An 18,640-nucleotide genomic window follows, 5' to 3' on the forward strand; every position below is an offset into this window, starting at 1 on the left:
ATCATGCTCGACATCTCCGAGCTGCGGAAGTCCGGCGGCGGCCCGAAGTGCTGCACGATGGAGCTGCACTGAGCCTCGGGTGACGGGTGTCAACGGCGCCCGTCACCCGGCGAAGTGGCCCGCGGCGTCAGGCCGGAGGAAGGCGGCGCCCGGCCATGCCCTCGAGCCGCTGGACGCGGTCGGCGATCGGCGGGTGGGTCGAGAACAGCCGGGCCATCCGCTCGCCCGGGCGGAACGGGTTCGCGATCATCAGGTGCGACTCGGAGACCAGCTTCGGGTCCGGCGGGAGCGGGGCCATCTGGGTCCCGCGCTCCAGCTTGCGCAGCGCCGAAGCGAGCGCGAGCGGGTCTCCGGTCAGCTCCGCGCCGGAGGCGTCGGCCTGGTACTCGCGGGAGCGGCTGACCGCCATCTGCACCACACCCGCCGCGACCGGGCCGAGCAGGGCGATCAGCAGCATCGCGAACGGGTTCGGGCGGTCCTCGTCGCTGCCGCCGAACATGCCGAACAGCAGCCCGAAGTTCGCCAGGAACGTGACGACGCTGGCCAGGGCACCCGCGACGCTGGAGATCAGGATGTCGCGGTTGTAGACGTGGGACAGCTCGTGGGCCAGGACCGCGCGGAGTTCGCGTTCGTCGAGCAGTTCGAGGATGCCCTGGGTGCAGCAGACCGCCGCGTTTCGCGGGTTCCGCCCGGTTGCGAACGCGTTGGGCGCGATCGTCGGGCTGACGTAGAGCGCGGGCATCGGCTGCTTGGCCGAGGTCGCCAGCTCGCGCACGATCCGGTACATCGCGGGCTGTTCGGCTTCCGAGACCGGGCGGGCGTGCATCGAGCGCAGCGCCAGGTTGGCCGAGTTGAAGTAGGCGTAGCCGTTCATGCCGAGGGCCACGACGAGCGCGATGACCAGGCCGGCGCGGCCGAACAGCGAGCCGACCAGCAGCACCAGGGCGCTCATGCCACCCAGCAGCAGGGCGGTCTTCAACCCGTTGAAGTGACTGTGCACAGTGCTCCCGCCTCCGCCCGAGAACCGGTCGTTGCAGTCGAAGGTCACCCAGGGAACGCTGTCGCGCGAGTCGAAGTTCCAGTTCGGCCACGTGCCAAAGGACACTTCACCAAGTGACGGGCGCCGTTGACACCCGTCACCTGTCACCCGAGGCTCAGTGCAGCTCCATCGTGCAGCACTTCGGGCCGCCGCCGGACTTCCGCAGCTCGGAGATGTCGAGCATGATCGGCTCGTAGCCGCGGGCGGTCAGCTGCTCGGCCAGCGCAGTCGCCTCCAGCGGGAGGACCACGTTGCGCCCGTCCGACACACCGTTGAGACCGAGGCACGCGGCGTCCTCGGCGCCTGCGACGACTGCGTTGGGGAACAGCCGCTCCAGCACTCGCCGCGATCCTGCGGAGAACGCGTCCGGGTAGTACGCGATCTGCGGGTTCTCCCCGCGTTCGAGGACGAACAGCGCGGTGTCGAGGTGGTAGTAGCGCGGGTCGGTCAGCCGCAGCGACACGACCGGGACGCCGAGCACCTCCTGCGCCTCGGCATGCGCTTCGGGGTCGGTCCGGAACCCGGTGCCCGCCAGCAGCAGGCCACCGGTCCAGGCGAAGTCGCCCTCGGCCTCGTTGATCCGGGTCGGCATGACCAGATCGCGGTAGCCGCGGGCGGTGAACCAGCGCCGGAAGTGCTCGGCCTCGGCGGCGCGCTCCGGAGCGCGGAAGCGGGCGCCCAGCACCCGGCCGTCGATCACGGTGGCCGAGTTCGCGGAGAACACCATGTCCGGCAGGCCCGGCTGCGGGTCGATGACGTCGACCGCGTGGCCCAGGCGCTCGTAGGTCTGCTTCAGGCCCTCCCACTGCGACATCGCCAAGTCGGTGTCGACCGGCGAGGAGGGGTCCATCCACGGGTTGATCGAGTACTCGACCGCGAAGTGCTTCGGCGGGCACATCAGGTAGTGCCGGGCCGTCGGGATCTTGGCGGAGGAGTCGACTGCCGGCGCAGCGGAGACCGTCATGAATCGAAATTTAATCGCTACCCAGACAGCCTTCAACAACGCTCTGTTGCGTCGGATGCGGCAGAATGTTGCGTATGGATTCCTTGGACCAGCGAATCGTTTCGCAGTTGGTGGCGGATGCTCGGGCGAGCTACGCGGAGATCGGCGCCGAGGTCGGGCTGTCGGCTCCCGCGGTGAAGCGCCGGGTGGACAAGCTGCTCGATCTGGGCGTGTTGCAGGGCTTCACCGCAGTGGTGGACCCGGAGGCGCTGGGCTGGGGAACCGAGGCGTTCGTCGAGGTGCACTGCCACGGCAACGTGCCGACGCAACGAATCCGCAGCGGACTCGAACCGCTGCCCGAAGTCGTTGCGGCCTACACCGTTTCCGGCCCGGCGGACGCGATCGTGCACCTGCGCGCCGCCGACATCCACCACCTCGAAACCGCGCTCGAACGGCTGCGGGCGGTGGAGTTCGTCAGCCGCACGGTGTCGACCGTGGTGCTCTCGCGGTTGCTGGAGCGACCACCGCAGGCGTGACTCACTCGCCGGGTTCGCGGCGGTCCCACGGTTCGAAGCCGGCCTGCTCGGCGTCGGCGGGCGTGCGGAACCACACCTCGGCCACGATCCGCTCGTACTGCGGCGATTCCGGGGTGTGGTACTGGCGGGACGCGAAGTGGCCCTTGATCATGTAGCCCTCGCGGGCGGGTTCCTCGGCTGCGGGAGCGGCCTCGCTGTTGACCGCGTCGGCCTGCGCGTGCTCGCCGTCGGAGCGCGACTCCGAAGCTTCGTCGGTCGACTCCTGCTTGCGCGGAAGCCCCGGCCGCGGCGCGGCGCCGGGAGTCCGGCGGGGCAGCGGCTGGGGCTCGCCGTCGTCGACGCGCGGGATGTTCTGCGTGACCTCCGCGCCCAGCGGCGGGACGTACGGCGTGCTCTCGTCGGCCAGCGGCTCGAACAACGACCGCAGCTGGCCCGACACCGGGGCCCCGAACTCCGGCTTCTCGGCGTCCGGCTTCTCCGCCTCCGGCTTCTCGGGTTTCTCCGGCTCGGGCTCCGCGCCGGCATCCGCCTGCTGCGGCCACTCCGGGGCCACGTCCTCCAGATCGGGCTTCTCGAACCATGACGGCGTTTCCGCGTCGTCCGACCGCACCGTCACCGGGACCTCGGCGGTGACCGTGTCGCCGTCGCCGCCCTTCGGCACGACCTGCTGCGTGATCTCCGCGGGCATCTCCGCCGGGACGCGCGCCGACCACGGCCGCGGCGGGCGGTCCCAGTTGCCGAACTCGGGTTCCGGCTCGCGGGCGGGCCCGAGGCGGTCCGGCTCCGGCGGGTCGAGCAGGTCGAGCGGTGCTTCCTCGATGTCGGTCCGGGTGTCCTCGACCGCGGAACGCGCCTCGTGGCCCGGGGGTTCCGCGATCACCGATTCCAGGCGGCGCTGGAGCGGCCGCACGAACAGCAGCCAGGTGATCAGCGATCCCAGCGCGAAGGCGGCGAGACTCCACAGCCACACCTGGGTGAACAGCCACGTCACGGGCGACGTCCCTCCTCAGGATCCATCGGCGCGAGCAAGCGGCGGTGCGTGCTCGGGCCCCCGAGTATCGCCAAGACCCCGCTCACGCGGTCGAGAAGGGGGCAGATTCTTACCTCGACTTGACCGGCACGCGACCCGCGGCAGCGCCGAGTGCGATCCGGAGCCGACCACCGCGAGCATCGGGTGCGCTAGCGCGTGCGGGCGACGACGTAGTCGATCAGCGCCGAGAGCGCGTCGCGCGCGGGCACTGCGGGCAGCACGTCAAGCTCGGCGCGCGCGGCGCCGGCGTACTCGTCGAGCGTCTGCCGGGCCTTGGCCAGGCCGTCGGACTCGCGGAGGAGCTTCAGCGCCTCGTCGACCTCGGCGTCGTTGTCCAGCGGGCCGGCGAGCAGGTCGCGCAGCCTGGCGTCGGTCGCCGGGTCGGCCAGGGCGTAGAGCATCGGCAGCGTGCGGACGCCTTCGCGGAGGTCCGTACCCGGCGTCTTGCCCGACTCGTCGGCGGGCGAGGCGATGTCGATGACGTCGTCGGAGATCTGGAACGCGGTTCCCAGCAGCCGGCCGATCCGCTCGACGGCCTGCACCTGCTCTTCCGCGGCTCCGGAGAAATGAGCGCCGAACTTGCCCGCGACCGCGATCAGCGAACCGGTCTTCTCGTGGATGACCTTCAGGTAGAACTCGACCGCGTCCTCGTCGCTGCCGACCCCGACGGTCTCCCGCATCTGGCCGGTGACCAGCGCCTCGAACGTGCGGGCCATCTCCCGCGCCGCGTCGGTGCCCAGGTCGGCGACCAGCCGGGACGCCTGGGCGAACAGGAAGTCGCCGGTCAGGATGGCCACCGAGTTGTCCCAGCGGGCGTTGGCGCTGGTGGCGCCGCGCCGCATGGTGGCCTCGTCCATGACGTCGTCGTGGTAGAGCGTGGCGAGGTGCACCATCTCGACGATCGCCGCGGACTTGATCACGTCCGGGGCGTGCGGATCGCCGAACTGCGCGGCCAGCAGCGCGAACAGCGGGCGGAACCGCTTGCCGCCCGCGTCGACCAGGTGCAGCGAGGTTCGGGTGGCGAACTCCAGGTCGCTGCGCACCGACTCGTGCAGCAGCGCCTCGACCTCGGCGATGCCCTGCTGGACCGAATCGGCCAATGCCCGGTCGGGGATGTCGAATCCGCTCGGACCCGACATGCCCCTGCTGCTCGGTTCACCCGCTGGCCTGCTCACGTCACCGTCGCCTTCGCTCCCCCAGGCTAGCCCCTACGGGCGAGCACTCTACGACACGAAGCCGCCGAGGTTGGCCCAGTCCAGCGCCAACGTCGGCAACACGCCAAGCAGCAACGTCACGACCACGCCGAGCGTGATCGCCGCCGTCGTGAAGGCGCCCGGCACGTTGACGGTGGGGCCGTCCTCGGCCGGTTCGCTGAAATGCATCAGCACGATGACACGAAGGTAGAAGAACGCCGCGACCGCACTCGCCACCAGGGCCACCACGACCAGCGGGGCCATCCCGTCGGCGAGCGCGGCCTCGAAGACCACGAACTTGCCGACGAAACCGCTGGTCATCGGAATCCCGGCGAGGGCGAGCAGGAGGAAGGTGAACACCCAGGCCACCACCGGCGAGCGCTTGGCCAGCCCGGCCCAGTCGGAAAGGTGAGTAGCCTCACCATCGGACTTGCGGACCAGGCTGATCACGCCGAACACCGCGATCGTGGTGAACCCGTAGGCCAGCAGGTAGAACATCGTGCTCGCCAGCCCCCGGTCGGTGAGCGCGATGGCGCCGATGAGCAGGAACCCGGCGTGCGCGACCGACGAGTACGCGATCATCCGCTTGATGTCGCTCTGGGTCAGGCCCAGCACCACGCCGATGACCATCGACACGATCGCGACCGCCCACAGCACGCCGCGCCACTCCCAGCTCGACGCCTCGAACGCCACCTGGAGCACCCGCAGGATCCCGCCGAACGCGGCGACCTTGGTGCAGGCGGCCATGAACCCGGTGACCGCGGTCGGCGCGCCCTGGTAGACGTCCGGGGTCCAGGTGTGGAACGGGCCGACCGACGCCTTGAACAGCAGACCGACGACCAGCAGGCCGAGGCCCGCGAACAGCAGCGTGTCGGACCGGTCGGTGCCCGCCGTGGCGTCGGCGATCGCCTGGAGCTTGACCGAGCCCGCGTAGCCGTAGAGCAGCGCGAGGCCGTAGAGGAAGAACGCCGAGGCGAACGCGCCGAGCAGGAAGTACTTCACCGCGGCTTCCTGCGACAGCAGCCTGCGCCGCTTGGCCAGACCGCACATCAGGTAGAGCGGGAGGCTCAGGACTTCCAGCGCGATGAACATCGTCAGCAGGTCGTTGGCCGCGCAGAAGGTCATCATGCCGCCGAGCGCGAACAGTGCGAGCGGGAAGACCTCGGTCCGCATGCCCGCCACCGCCGCGGTCGCGCGGGTCATCCCGTCGGAGGAGCCGAGGACGTTCGACTCAGCGTTGGATTCAGCGACGAACGCCCCACCCGGCTCGACCGACCGGTCCGCGATCAGCAGCATCGAGGCCAGCCCGAGCGCGAGCAGCGTGCCCCACAGGAACATCGTCGGGGAGTCGATGGCCAGCGAGTCGGCCAGCGTCGTGACGCCGGTGCCGCCCGCGCGGGCGTGCAGCGCCAGCGCGACGCCCGCCCCGACCAGCGCGAGCAGGCTCAGCCCGACCTGCACCGACCACCGCTGGTGGCGCGGCAGGAACGCCTCGACGAGCACGCCCACGCAGGCCGCCCCGAGGATCACCAAGACCGGAAGGATCGCCGCGTAGTCGATCAGCGGCACCTCGACACCCTGGCTCACTGTCAGTTACCTCCCTGCGAGGTCACGGGGTCGGTGACACCGACCTCGCTCATGGTTGCGCCGACCGACGGGCCGATCACGTCCAGCACCGGCTGCGGGTAGAAGCCCAGCGCCAGCACGAGCACGACCAGCGGCGCGAGCACCGCGGTCTCCCGGAAGTTGACGTCGGTGATGCGCAGCCGGTGCGCACCCGGCTTGTTCGGGTCGGTCACCGCGCCGGGACCGCCCGCGGTGGCCATCAGCGCGTCGCCGCGCACCGGGCCCTGCATCAGCTGCTGGTACAGCCGCAGCACGTACACCGCGGCCAGCACCATGCCGATGGTGGCGAGCACGGTGTAGACCGGCTGGGTCGGGAACGACCCGATCAGCACCAGGAACTCGCTGATGAACGAGTTCGTGCCGGGCAGCGACAGGGTGCTCAGCCCGGCGACGAGCAGCAGCCCGCCGAGCACCGGCGTCACCTTCGCCATGCCGCCGTAGTCGGCGATGCGGGTGGAACCGCCGCGGTTGATCACCATGCCGATCACCAGGATCAGCATGCCGGTCGCGATGCTGTGGTTGATCATGTACGACACCGCGCCGACGTTGGCCTGCGAGGTGAACGCGAAGATGCCGAGCGCGATGAACCCGAAGTGCGCGATCGACACGTAGGCGACGAACCGCTTGAGGTCGGTCTGCCCGAACGCCTGCAACGAGCCGTACAGCACGCCGATCACCGCGAGCACCAGCACCAGCGGCGCCAGCAGCTTCGACGCCTCCGGCGTCAGCGGCAGGCTGTAGCGCAGGAAGCCGAAGGTGCCGACCTTGTCCAGCACGCCGACCACGATGACCGCGACCCCGATCGGAGCCTCGGCGGCGGCGTCGGGCAGCCAGGTGTGGAACGGCACCAGCGGCGCCTTGATCGCGAACGCGGCGAAGAACCCGAGGAAGATCCACACCTGCACCGAGGTCGGCGCGTCGGCCAGCACCGGCACCAGCTTGGCCCAGTCGAACGTGCCCTGGCCGAGGACCTGCGCCGAGTAGACGTAGGCGCCGATGGCCGAGGCCAGCATGATCAGGCCGCCGAGGAACGAGTAGAGGAAGAACTTCACCGCCGCGTAGGTGCGGTTCTCGCCGCCGAAACCGCCGATGAGGAAGTACATCGGAATCAGCATGATCTCGAACAGCACGTAGAACAGGAACACGTCGGTCGCGGCGAAGACCCCGACGGTCAGCGCCTGCTCCAGCAGCAGCAGCGAGAAGAACCCACCGTGGGTGCGGCCCTGCGGCAGCCGCTCGCCCCAGCTGTAGCCCAGCACCAGCGGCATCAGCAGCGCGATGACGGCGACCATGACCAGCGCGATGCCGTCCACCCCGAAGGAGATCCGGATGTCGAAGGCCGGGATCCACTCCGCCGAGCTGGTCAGCTGCAACCGCGGACCCGCCGGGTCGTAGGCCGCCCACGCCGCCGCGGCGAGCACGACCTCGGCGAGCGAGATCGCCAGCGCCGTCCACTTGGCGACCGGCGCGTTGCCGCGCAGCAGCGCCACCACCACCGAGCCGAGCAGCGGCAGCAGGATCAGTGCGAGGAGCAGGGTCATCGGATCTCCTCAGTGTCTTGCGGGACACCCGCACCCGGTCGGCCTCGATGAGCCGGCAGGAAAGTGTGGCCCATCAGTCCTCCTCAGCGTCTTGCGGGACACCCGCACCCGGTCGGCCTCGATGAGCCGGCGGAAAAATGTGGCCCATCAGTACAGTCGTCATGGCATCCCCACGGCCATCAGGGCGGCGAGCAACAGCACACCGCCTGCGAGCATGGAAAGGGCGTAGGAGCGGACGAATCCGGTCTGCCAGCGGCGCATCCGCTGCGAGCCGAACCCGAGCATCCCGGCGATGCCGTTGACCGTGCCGTCCACGGCGTGCCGATCGACGCGCACCAGACCGCGGGTGAGCAACCTGGTCGGCAGCACCACGAGCCCGCGGTTGAGCGCGTTGCCGTAGAGGTCCGCGCGGGCGGCGCGGACGATCGGCGAGACCTTCGCCGGGCGCTGCACCGGAACCGGCTTGCGGCCGACCAGCAGCCAGGCCAGCAGCACGCCGAGCGCGGAGAGCGCGACGGTCAGGACCGGGATCACCTCGTGCGGCAGCACGCCGTGGTGGCTCTCGTGGAGTTCACCCAGCGACGGCGCGAGGAAGGTGGCGAGCCGGTCGCCGGTCGCGAAGAACATGCCCGCCGCGACCGAGCCGATGGCCAGCACGATCATCGGGCCGGTCATCACCGCGGGCGACTCGTGCGGGTGGAAGTCCTTTCCGTTGCTGGCCTTGATCTTCTCCCACCGCTTCTCGCCGAAGAACGTCATCAGCACCAGCCGCGTCATGTAGAACGCCGTGATGCCCGCGCCGAGCAGCGCCGCACCGCCGAAGACCCAGCCGCGCCAGCCCTCCTGGCCGAACGCCGCCTCGATGATCGCGTCCTTGGAGTAGAAGCCGGACAGGAACGGGAAGCCGATCAGCGCCAGGTAGCCGAGGCCGAAGGTGGCGAAGGTGATCGGCATGTACTTGTAGAGGCCGCCGTACTTGCGCATGTCGACCTCGTCGTTCATGCCGTGCATGACCGAACCGGCGCCGAGGAACAGCCCGGCCTTGAAGAAGCCGTGCGTGAGCAGGTGCATGATGCCGAACGCGTACCCGGCCGGGCCGAGTCCGACCGCCAGGATCATGTACCCGATCTGGCTGACCGTGGAGTACGCGAGGACCTTCTTGATGTCGTCGTAGGCGCAGCCGATGACGCACCCGACCAGCAGCGTCACCGCACCGACGATGGTGACCACCAGCCTGCCGTCCGGGGACAGCGTGAACAGCGGGTTGGCGCGGGCGATCAGGTACACGCCCGCGGTGACCATCGTGGCGGCGTGGATGAGCGCCGACACCGGGGTCGGGCCCTCCATCGCGTCCGGCAACCACGCCTGGAGCGGGACCTGGCCGGACTTGCCGCAGGCGCCCAGCAACAGCAGCAGCGTGATCGCCAGCAGCACGCCCGGCGACAGCTCACCGGCGCGGGCGAAGACCTCGGTGTACTGCGTGGTGCCGAGGTTGGCGAACAGCAGGAAGATCGCCAGCGCCAGGCCGATGTCGCCGACGCGGTTCATCACGAACGCCTTGGTCGCCGCCGCTGCCGCCGACGGCCGTCCCTGCCAGAAGCCGATCAGCAGGTAGGACGCCAGGCCGACGCCCTCCCAGCCGAGGTAGAGCGTCACGAAGCTGTTGCCCAGCACCAGGATCAGCATCGCCGCGACGAACAGGTTCAGGTACGCGAAGAACCGGCGCCGCTCGGTGTTGCTCCGGCCGGTCCGGCCTTCCTGGTCGTGGGCCATGTAGCCGACCGAGTAAACGTGGATCAGCGCGCCCACGCCGGTGATCAGCAGCACGAACACCATCGACAGCGGGTCGAGCCGGAGCCCGAAGTCGACCTGCAGCGCCTGCACCGGGATCCAGGAGAACAGGTGCAGTTCGCGCACCTGCGACGCCGCGGGCATCCCGGCGATCGAGCCGAACAGCGCGATCCCGTAGAGGAAGGAGCCGATCACCGTCGCGCAGCCGAGGACGTGGCCCCAGCCGTTGGCCCGCCGTCCCGCCAGCAGCAGGATCAGCGCACCGAGGGCGGGCAGCGCGATGAGCAGCCAGGCGTTCTGCTGGATCGCCCCGGCCGCGCTGACAACATCCGGGTGGTCCCCGGCCACGAAACTCGTCATCGCGCGCCTCTCAGTACTTCAGGAGGTTGGCGTCATCGACCGAGGCCGAGCGACGCGTCTTGAAGATCGACATGATGATCGCCAGGCCGACCACGACCTCGGCGGCGGCGACCACCATCACGAAGAACGCCATGACCTGGCCGTCCACCGACCCGTCGATCCGGGCGAAGGTCACCAGCGTCAGGTTGACCGCGTTGAGCATCAGCTCGATGCACATGAACACGACGATGGCGTTGCGCCGCACCAGAACGCCGACCGCACCGATGCTGAACAGCAGGGCCGACAACAGCAGGTAGTAGGTCGGGGTCACTGCCTGACCTCCTCGGGGGACGCGTGCTCGGATTCCTGTCCGTTGCCGTTGGTGCGCGGCCCGTTGCCGTTGGTGCGCTCGGGTTCCGGCTCCTCGGGCGGCTCCTCGGCACCGGTCAGCGCGTGCGGGCCCGGCTCCTCGCCCTCGCCCGCGACGGCCCGGCGCTCCTCGCTGAGCCGGTCGGCGGGCAGGTTGTCGAGCAGCTCCGACAGCGACTCCGGGGCGACCGAGCCGTCCGGCAGCAGCGCGGGGACGGCCACCGAGTCGGCGGTGGCGTAGACGCCCGGCCCCGGCAGCGGGGACACCCGGCCCTGCTCGCCGCGGAACCGCGCCTCGACCATCTCGCGCTGGGTGATCCGGCGGGCCCGGCCCTTGCCGCCGTAGGCCAGCACCATCGCGCCGAGCGCGGCGGTGATCAGCAGCGCCGAGGTCAGCTCGAACGGGAACAGGTAGTCGGTGAAGATCAGCCTGCCGAGACCGCCCGCGCCGCCGCCCTGCGGGGTCCACGGGTCCAGCGGCGCGGCGGGCCGGACGCCGGTCAGCGCCCGGGCCAGCCCGGCGACCAGCAGCGCGGCGAAGCCGACGCCGGCCAGCGCGGCCCACAACCGCTGCCCGCGCAGCACTTCCACCACCGAATCCGACGAGTCCCGCCCGACCATCATCAGCACGAACAGGAACAGCATCATGATCGCGCCGGTGTAGACGATGATCTGGGTGAACCCGAGGAACGGGGCGCTCTGCGCCATGTAGAGCACGCCGAGGCTGAGCATCGTCAGCACCAGCCACAGCGCCGAGTGCACCGCGTTGCGGGCGAAGACCATGCCGAGGCCGCCGAGCAGGGACAGCGGTCCGAGGATCCAGAAGACCACCGCCTCGCCGGTCCCCACCACGTCCTGGGCCTGCGTCTGCGCGAGAAGCTGGGCGAGCATCACCGCCGCGCCTCCTCAGAGCCGGTCTCGACGGTCTCGCCTTCCGGAACCCCGGCTTGGCGGGCCAATTCGGGACCGCGCACGTAGTAGTCCTGCTCGTTCTCGCCGAGCCGCATCGGGTGCGGCGGCTGCTCCATGCCGGGCAGCAGCGGGGCGAGCAGGTCCTCCTTGGTGTAGATGAGGTTCTGCCGGTTGTCGTCGGCGGTCTCGTACTCGTTGGTCATCGTCAGCGACCGCGTCGGGCACGCCTCGATGCACAGGCCGCAGCCGATGCACCGCAGGTAGTTGATCTGGTAGTCCATGCCGTAGCGCTCACCGGGCGAGTAGCGCTCGTCCTCGGTGTTCGTGCCGCCCTCGACGAAGATCGCGTCCGCCGGGCAGGCCCACGCGCACAGCTCGCAGCCCACGCACTTCTCCAGCCCGTCCGGGTGCCGGTTGAGCTGGTGGCGGCCGTGGAACCGGGGCGCCGGGATCTTCTTGACCTCCGGGTACTCCTCGGTGACGACCTTGCGGAACATCGTCGAGAAGGTGACGCCGAAGCCCTTGATCGGATCAAACACTCCCATGGGGCTCCTCCTTGGTCTCCCCGTCGCCCGTCGGTCCGTCGCCCGGCAGCTGCCCGGCCGGGGCGGCCGTGCGCACCGGGCTGCGCCGCGGCGGGGCCTTCGGCACTTCCAGGTCCAGCGGTGGGATCGGGTAGTCGCTGCCCGCCAGCGGAACCTCGTCCGAGCCCGCGGCGGGCTTGCGGTCCGGGATCAGGAAGGTCGCCACCAGCAGCACGGCGATGATCACCCCGCCCCCGATCAGGAACTGCTGCGAGCTGACCGCGTCCTCGTTGCGCAGCACCCGGATCACGGTGACCGCGATGATCCACAGCAGGCTCAGCGGCACCAGGAACTTCCAGCCCAGGTTCATGAACTGGTCGTAGCGCAGCCGCGGCAGCGTGCCGCGCAGCCAGATGAAGAAGAACAGGAACGCCAGCGTCTTGCCGAGGAACCACAGCACCGGCCACCAGCCGGTGTCCAGCACCCCGCCGCCGATCAGCGTCAGCGGCCACGGCGCGTGCCAGCCGCCGAGGAACAGCGTGGTCGCCAGCGCCGAGACGGTGACCATGTTGATGTACTCGGCGAGGAAGAACAGCGCGAACTTCAGCGACGAGTACTCGGTGTGGAAGCCGCCGACCAGCTCGGACTCGGCCTCCGGCAGGTCGAACGGGGCGCGGTTGGTCTCGCCGACCATCGACACCACGTAGACCAGGAAGCTGAACGGCAGCAGCAGGAAGAACCAGCCGTCCTTCTGCGCCTCGACGATCCCCGAGGTCGACAGCGTCCCGGCGTACATGATCACCGCGACGAACGACAGCCCCATCGCGATCTCGTAGGAGATCACCTGCGCGGCCGAGCGCAGCGAGCCCAGCAGCGGGTAGGGCGAGCCGGACGACCAGCCCGCCAGCACGATGCCGTAGACGCCGATCGACGCGCAGGCCAGCACCACCAGCAGCCCGACCGGGAGCTCGACCAGCTGCAGCGCGGTCTGCTCGCCGAAGACGGTGACCTCCGGGCCGATCGGGATCACCGAGAACGACACCAGCGCGGGCGTCGCCGAGATCACCGGGGCCAGGAAGAACACCCACTTGTCGGCCAGCACCGGCCGGATGTCCTCCTTGAACGCCAGCTTCAGGCCGTCGGCCAGCGACTGGAGGATGCCGAACGGACCGGCCCGGTTCGGTCCCGGGCGGTGCTGCATGCGGCCGATGACGCGGCGCTCGGCCCAGATCGTCAGCAGCGTCATCACCACGAGGAAGGCGAAGATCACCACGACCTTGATCAGGACCAGCCAGATCGGGTCGTCGGCGAGCAGTTCCGCGGTCCTGGTCATGCTCTCCCTCCCTCGGGGTGCGGCCGGTGGCCGTTCCCGCCTGCCGGGATCGGGGTGGTGGCGTGCAGTTCGACCACCGCCGCGTGCCCGGCGCCGAGCGCCCGCCGGACCTTCGACGGACCGGAGTCGGCGGGCAGCCACACCACGTCGTCGGGCATCTCGGTGATCTCGGCCTCCAGCGAGATCGCACCGTGCGCGGTGCGGACCTCGACCCGCTGCGCGGGCGTCAGCCCGATCCGCTGCGCGGTGCGCGGCGAGATCCGGGCGACCGGGCGGCGCGCGGTGCCGGCGAGGTTCGGTTCGCCGTCCTGCAGCGAGCCGTCGTCGAGCAGCTGCCGCCAGGTGGCCAGCAGCACGTGGTCCGGTCCGGACCGCACCCGCGGCGCGGGCTCGTCCGGCGCGGGCGGCCGGGCCCCGGACGCGGTGCCGAGCCGGTCCAGCTCGCCGGCCGCGGCGGCCGGGGTCTGGGTGAACAGGTCGACGTCCATCTCGACCGCGAGGGTGTCCAGCACCCGGCAGTCCGGCAGCGCGCCGGTGCCGTCGATGGTGGTGCGGAACTCGCGGCGGCGGCCCTCCCAGTTCAGGTAGGTCCCGGCGCGCTCGGCGTTCGGGGCGATCGGCAGCACGACGTCGGCGTGCTCGGTGACCGCGCTTGGCCGCAGCTCCAGGCTGACCACGAAGTCCGCCCGGTGCAGGGCGCGTTCGGCCAGGCCGGGGTCGGGCAGGTCGTCCGGGTCGACGCCGCCGACCAGCAGGCCGGACAGCTCGCCGGCCGCTGCCGCAGCGAGGATGCCGGAGCCGTCGCGCCCGGCCGCGCCGGGCAGCGCGCCCGGTTCCAGGCCCCACGCCTGCTCGACGTCGGCGCGGGCCGCGTCGTCGCGGACCAGCCTGCCGCCGGGCAGCAGCGTCGGCAGCGCGCCCGCCTCGATGGCGCCGCGTTCGCCCGCGCGCCGCGGGATCCAGGCGACCCGGGCTCCGGTGGCCGCCGCGGTCCGCACGACCGCGGAGTGCAGGCCGGGGATCTCGGCCGCGCGTTCGCCGACCACCAGCACCGCGCCCTCCGCGCGCAGCGCTTCGTCCACTTCGGACGGGAGTTCGGCCAGCGCCGCCGCCTCCCCGCCGGGCGGGCAGGTCACCAGCGAGCCGGTGCGGACCGGACCGCCGTCGTGCACGATCACCGTGGTCTTGTCCACACCCGGGGAGTTCCACTGCCCGAGGTGGTAGACCTTCGTCCTCCCGTTGCGGGCGGCCTTGCGCAGCCGCAGGAAGACGATCGGCGACTCCTCCTCCGGCTCGAAGGCCACGCACAGCACCGCAGGAGCGGCCTCCAGGTCGGCGTAGGTCACCGCCCCGGCGTCCGGCGCCGTACCAGCCACAGTGGACTCCAGGAACGCCAGCTCCTCGGCGGAGTGCGCCCGGGCCCGGTAGTCGATGTCGTTGGTGCGCAAGGCGATCCGGGCGAACTTCGCGTAGGCGTAGGAGTCCTCGACGGTCAGCCGGCCGCCGGGGAGCACGCCGACACCGCCGGCGTCCCTGGCGGCGGCGAGGCCGTCCGCGGCGAGGCGCAGCGCCTCGGTCCACGACGCGGGGCGGAGCTTGCCGTCCTCGCGGACCATCGGCCGGGTGAAGCGGTCGGTCGCGGTGGCGTAGCGGAACGCGAACCTGCCCTTGTCGCAGATCCACTCCTCGTTGACCTCGGGGTCGTCGCCCGCCAGGCGGCGCATCACCTTGCCGCGCCGCCAGTCGTTGCGGATCTCGCAGCCCGAGGCGCAGTGCTCGCACTGGCCGGGCGTGGACACCAGGTCGAACGGCCGGGAGCGGAACCGGTACTGGGCGCTCGTCAGCGCACCGACGGGGCAGATCTGGATGGTGTTGCCGGAGAAGTAGCTCTGGAACGGCTGCTCCTCGGCGATGCCGATCTGCTGCACCGCGCCGCGTTCGAGCAGTTCGATGAACGGGTCACCGGCGATCTGCTTCGAGAACCGGGTGCAGCGCTGGCAGAGCACGCAGCGCTCGCGGTCCAGCAGGATCTGCGAGGAGATCGAGACCGGCTTGGCGAAGGTCCGCTTGGTGTCGTGGAAGCGGGAGTCGCTGCGGCCGTGCTTGAGCGCCTGGTTCTGCAGCGGGCACTCGCCGCCCTTGTCGCAGATCGGGCAGTCCAGCGGGTGGTTGATCAGCAGCAGCTCCATCACGCCCTGCTGCGCCTTGTCGGCCACCGCCGAGGTCTTCTGCGTGCGGACCACCATGCCGTCGGCGACCGTGATCGCGCAGGACGGCTGCGGCTTGGGCATCGCGCGGCCGTTCATCTCGACCTCGACCAGGCACTGCCTGCACGCGCCCGCCGGGTCCAGCAGCGGGTGGTCGCAGAACCGCGGGATCACGATGCCCATCCGCTCCGCGGTGCGGATCAGCAGCTCGCCCTTGGGCGCGTCCACCTCGACGCCGTCGATGGTCAGGCGGACGTGGCCCTCGGGAACCGGGCGGGTCTGCGGTTCTTGCGCCAGCGTCATCGTGCCGCTCCTACCAGTGCGGACTCTTGGTTCTTCTCACACAGCGCGAGGAACTCCTCGCGGAAGTACTTGATGCCGCTGGTGATCGGGCTGACCGCGCCGTCGCCGAGCGCGCAGAACGAGCGGCCGAAGATGTTGTCGCAGACGTCGAGCAGGGTGTCGATGTCCTCCTCGGTGCCCCGGCCCTCGACCATCCGCTCCAGCACCTGCGCCAGCCAGTACGTGCCCTCCCGGCACGGGGTGCACTTGCCGCAGGACTCGTGCTCGTAGAACTGGGTCCACTTCATGACCGCCCACGGCACCGAGACGGTCTCGTTGAAGATCATCACCGCCGTGGTGCCGAGCAGCGAGCCCGCCTCGGCCGCGCCCTCGAAGTCCAGCGGCACGTCCAGGTGCTCGGCGGTGAACAGCGGCGTCGACGAGCCGCCCGGCGTCCAGAACTTCAGCGGGATGCCGTCCTTCATGCCGCCCGCCAGCTCCAGCAGCTCCCGCAGCGTGGTGCCCATCGGCGCCTCGTACTGGCCGGGCCGCTCGACGTGCCCGGACAGCGAGAAGATCTTCGGTCCCGGCGACTTCTCCCGGCCCATCGTGCGGAACCAGTCCGAACCGCCGTTGACGATGAACGGCACCGACGCGATCGTCTCGACGTTGTTCACCGTCGTCGGGCAGGCGTAGAGACCGGCGGCGGCCGGGAACGGCGGCTTGAGCCTCGGCTGGCCGCGCTTGCCCTCCAGCGAGTCGAGCAGCGCGGTCTCCTCACCGCAGATGTAGGCGCCCGCCCCGGCGTGCACGACGATGTCGAGGTCGAAGCCCGAGCCCAGGATGTCCTTGCCGAGGTAGCCCGCCGCGTAGGCCTCGCGGACCGCGTTCTGCAGGCGGCGGATCGGGTGCAGGGCCTCGCCGCGCACGTAGATCATGCAGTTGTTCGCGCGCATCGCGTAGCTGGCGATCACGCAGCCCTCGATCAGCGAGTGCGGGTCGGCCATCATCAGCGGGATGTCCTTGCAGGTGCCCGGCTCGCCCTCGTCGGCGTTGATGACCAGGTAGTGCGGCTTGACCGGTTCCTTGGGCATGAAGCTCCACTTCACGCCCGCCGGGAAACCCGCACCGCCGCGACCGCGCAGCCCGGCCGACTTGACCAGCTCGATCAGCTGGTCGGGCTCGGCCCGGAGCGCCTTGCGCAGCGCGGTGTAGCCCTCCAGCCGCTCGTAGGTCTCCAGCGTCCAGGAGTTCGGCGACAGCCACCGCTTCGTCAGCACCGGTGTCAGCGGACTGGGCTTCGGTTCGGTCATGGCCACCCCTCACTTCTTGTCCGGAAGCGGCGGAATCTCCGCGTCGTCGGGCATCGCCGGAGCGGTCCAGCTCCGCTCCTGCGCGATCCGCGCCCCGCGCAGCGTCTCGTCCGCCGCCGACGGACCGTCCACTGTGTCCTCGAGCGTCCCGCCCGGCCGGTCGAAGAAACCGGCCAGCTGGCGCTCGGCGCCCCGGAAGTCCGACAGCGGAGCGCCGCGCGTCGGAGCGGGCTTCTCCCCGCGCTGCAACGACTTCACCAGCTCCAGCGCCTTCTCGGGGGTCTGGTTGTCGTAGTACTCGTAGTTGACCTGGAGGACCGGCCCGAGGTCGCAGGCCGCGAGGCACTCCGCGTGCTCCAGCGTCAGCGAGCCCTCCTCGCCCGGGGCGCCCGCGGTCTCGTCGTGCCCGACGCCGAGGTGGTCGCTGAGCGTCTTGTAGATCGCGTCGCCGCCCAGCGCCGCGCACAGCGTGTTCGTGCAGACGCTGACCAGGTGCTGGCCGCAGGGCCTGCGCTTGTACATCGTGTAGAACGTGACGACCGCGCTGACCTCGGCGGTCGAGAGGTTCAGCTGCTCCGCGCAGAACTCGATGCCCGCGTTGCTGACGTGCCCCTCCACCGACTGCACCAGGTGCAGCATCGGCAGCAGCGCGGAGCGGGACTCCGGGTAGCGGCCGATGATCTGCTTGGCGTCGGTCCGCACATCCTCGCCGAAGGGGGTCGTGTCGTCGCTCATCGGTCCACCCCGCCCATCACCGGGTCGATGGAGGCCACCGACGCGATCGCGTCGGCGACCAGCCCGCCCTCGACCATCGCGGGCATCGCCTGCAGGTTCACGAAGCTGGGTTCCCGGACGTGCACCCGCATCGGCCGGGTGCCGCCGTCGGAGACCACGTGGTAACCGAGCTCGCCGCGCGGCGATTCGATCGGCGAGTACACCTGGCCCGGCGGCACGTCGAAGCCCTCGGTCACCAGCTTGAAGTGGTGGATCAGCGACTCCATCGACTGACCCATGATCTTGCGGACGTGCTCCAGCGAGTTGCCCATGCCGTCCGGCCCGATGGTCAGCTTGGCGGGCCAGGCGATCTTGGCGTCCTCGACCATCACCGGGCCCGGCTCGAATCTGTCCACGCACTGCCGGATGATCCGCAGCGACTGGTGGATCTCCTCCAGCCGCAGCAGGTACCGGGCGAAGCAGTCGGCGTCGGTGCTGGTCGGCACCTCGAACTCGTACTCCTCGTAGCCGCAGTACGGCTGGATCTTGCGCAGGTCCCAGGCGAGCCCGGCCGAGCGCAGCAGCGGGCCGGTGATGCCGAGCTGGAGGCAGCCGTCCAGCGGCAGGTAGCCGACGTCCTTGAGCCGCTGCTTCCAGATCGGCTGGCCGGTGAACAGCTTGTCGTAGGCCGGGAGCCGGGAGTCCATCACCTTGATGAAGTCCAGGACCTTCTCCTGGAAGCCCTCCGGCAGGTCCTGCGCGACCCCGCCGGGCCGGATGAACGCGTGGTTCATCCGCAGCCCGGTCAGGAACTCCAGCAGGTGCAGGACCTCCTCGCGCTCGCGGAAGCCGTAGGTCATGCCGGTGGTCGCGCCCAGCTCCATCGCGCCGGTCGCGAGGAAGACCAGGTGCGAGGAGATCCGGTTCAGCTCCATCAGCAGCACCCGG

Annotated in this window: 16 protein-coding genes; 1 reads left to right on the plus strand and 15 read right to left on the minus strand. The window is 70.5% G+C overall.

What is annotated here, in order from left to right:
* Positions 1-127: 127 nt before the first annotated feature.
* On the minus strand, positions 128-1,000 hold the full coding sequence (gene htpX / locus ABD691_RS25650; protein WP_344683971.1) for a zinc metalloprotease HtpX: 873 nt from the start codon (positions 998-1,000) through the stop codon (positions 128-130).
* 154 nt (positions 1,001-1,154) lie between these two features.
* The gene (gene ddaH, locus ABD691_RS25655) at positions 1,155-2,003 is read right to left on the minus strand and encodes a dimethylargininase (protein WP_344683906.1); all 849 of its coding nucleotides are present in this window, start codon (positions 2,001-2,003) and stop codon (positions 1,155-1,157) included.
* A 74-nt stretch (positions 2,004-2,077) separates the two neighbouring features.
* Between ddaH and ABD691_RS25660 the strand changes: the two genes are divergently transcribed.
* Positions 2,078-2,518 carry an Lrp/AsnC family transcriptional regulator gene (locus tag ABD691_RS25660; RefSeq protein ID WP_344683908.1) on the plus strand — a complete coding sequence of 147 codons (441 nt, stop codon included), beginning with the start codon at positions 2,078-2,080 and terminating at the stop codon, positions 2,516-2,518.
* 1 nt (position 2,519) lies between these two features.
* Here the strand turns inward: ABD691_RS25660 and ABD691_RS25665 are convergent, their stop codons facing one another.
* The 13 genes from ABD691_RS25665 to ABD691_RS25725 all read right to left on the minus strand — a co-directional run.
* Entirely contained in the window at positions 2,520-3,509 is a 990-nt protein-coding gene (locus ABD691_RS25665) for a sunset domain-containing protein (protein ID WP_344683910.1), read from the minus strand.
* Between the two features lie 188 nt (positions 3,510-3,697).
* Positions 3,698-4,687 (minus strand): polyprenyl synthetase family protein, encoded by a 990-nt coding sequence (locus ABD691_RS25670; RefSeq protein ID WP_344683912.1) that lies wholly within the window; start codon positions 4,685-4,687, stop codon positions 3,698-3,700.
* A gap of 84 nt (positions 4,688-4,771) precedes the next feature.
* Complete coding sequence (gene nuoN / locus ABD691_RS25675; protein ID WP_344683913.1) at positions 4,772-6,328, minus strand: NADH-quinone oxidoreductase subunit NuoN; 1,557 nt, start codon at positions 6,326-6,328, stop codon at positions 4,772-4,774.
* 2 nt (positions 6,329-6,330) lie between these two features.
* The gene (locus tag ABD691_RS25680; RefSeq protein WP_344683915.1) at positions 6,331-7,908 is read right to left on the minus strand and encodes an NADH-quinone oxidoreductase subunit M; all 1,578 of its coding nucleotides are present in this window, start codon (positions 7,906-7,908) and stop codon (positions 6,331-6,333) included.
* A gap of 159 nt (positions 7,909-8,067) precedes the next feature.
* Positions 8,068-10,059, minus strand: a complete 1,992-nt coding sequence (nuoL, locus tag ABD691_RS25685) for an NADH-quinone oxidoreductase subunit L (RefSeq protein WP_425565157.1) — start codon at positions 10,057-10,059, stop codon at positions 8,068-8,070.
* Positions 10,060-10,069: 10 nt separating this feature from the next.
* The gene (nuoK, locus tag ABD691_RS25690) at positions 10,070-10,369 is read right to left on the minus strand and encodes an NADH-quinone oxidoreductase subunit NuoK (RefSeq protein ID WP_344683917.1); all 300 of its coding nucleotides are present in this window, start codon (positions 10,367-10,369) and stop codon (positions 10,070-10,072) included.
* The gene (locus tag ABD691_RS25695; protein WP_344683919.1) at positions 10,366-11,298 is read right to left on the minus strand and encodes an NADH-quinone oxidoreductase subunit J; all 933 of its coding nucleotides are present in this window, start codon (positions 11,296-11,298) and stop codon (positions 10,366-10,368) included. The genes nuoK and ABD691_RS25695 overlap by 4 nt, the downstream gene beginning before the upstream one ends.
* Positions 11,298-11,864 carry an NADH-quinone oxidoreductase subunit NuoI gene (gene nuoI / locus ABD691_RS25700; RefSeq protein WP_344683920.1) on the minus strand — a complete coding sequence of 189 codons (567 nt, stop codon included), beginning with the start codon at positions 11,862-11,864 and terminating at the stop codon, positions 11,298-11,300. Before nuoI ends, ABD691_RS25695 begins: the two co-directional genes overlap by 1 nt.
* Positions 11,851-13,176 carry an NADH-quinone oxidoreductase subunit NuoH gene (gene nuoH, locus ABD691_RS25705; RefSeq protein ID WP_344683921.1) on the minus strand — a complete coding sequence of 442 codons (1,326 nt, stop codon included), beginning with the start codon at positions 13,174-13,176 and terminating at the stop codon, positions 11,851-11,853. Before nuoH ends, nuoI begins: the two co-directional genes overlap by 14 nt.
* A complete protein-coding gene (locus ABD691_RS25710; RefSeq protein ID WP_344683923.1) occupies positions 13,173-15,686 on the minus strand; it encodes an NADH-quinone oxidoreductase subunit G in 2,514 nt (837 codons plus the stop codon). Before ABD691_RS25710 ends, nuoH begins: the two co-directional genes overlap by 4 nt.
* Positions 15,683-16,978 carry an NADH-quinone oxidoreductase subunit NuoF gene (nuoF, locus tag ABD691_RS25715; RefSeq protein ID WP_344683925.1) on the minus strand — a complete coding sequence of 432 codons (1,296 nt, stop codon included), beginning with the start codon at positions 16,976-16,978 and terminating at the stop codon, positions 15,683-15,685. The genes ABD691_RS25710 and nuoF overlap by 4 nt, the downstream gene beginning before the upstream one ends.
* A 9-nt stretch (positions 16,979-16,987) precedes the next feature.
* A complete protein-coding gene (gene nuoE / locus ABD691_RS25720; RefSeq protein WP_344683927.1) occupies positions 16,988-17,713 on the minus strand; it encodes an NADH-quinone oxidoreductase subunit NuoE in 726 nt (241 codons plus the stop codon).
* The coding region (locus ABD691_RS25725; protein WP_344683928.1) for an NADH-quinone oxidoreductase subunit D at positions 17,710-18,640 on the minus strand (931 nt) is incomplete at its 5' end. The genes ABD691_RS25725 and nuoE, both read right to left, overlap by 4 nt.

The sequence above is a fragment of the Saccharopolyspora taberi genome (genome assembly GCF_039534165.1).
GTDB lineage: Bacteria > Actinomycetota > Actinomycetes > Mycobacteriales > Pseudonocardiaceae > Saccharopolyspora_D > Saccharopolyspora_D taberi.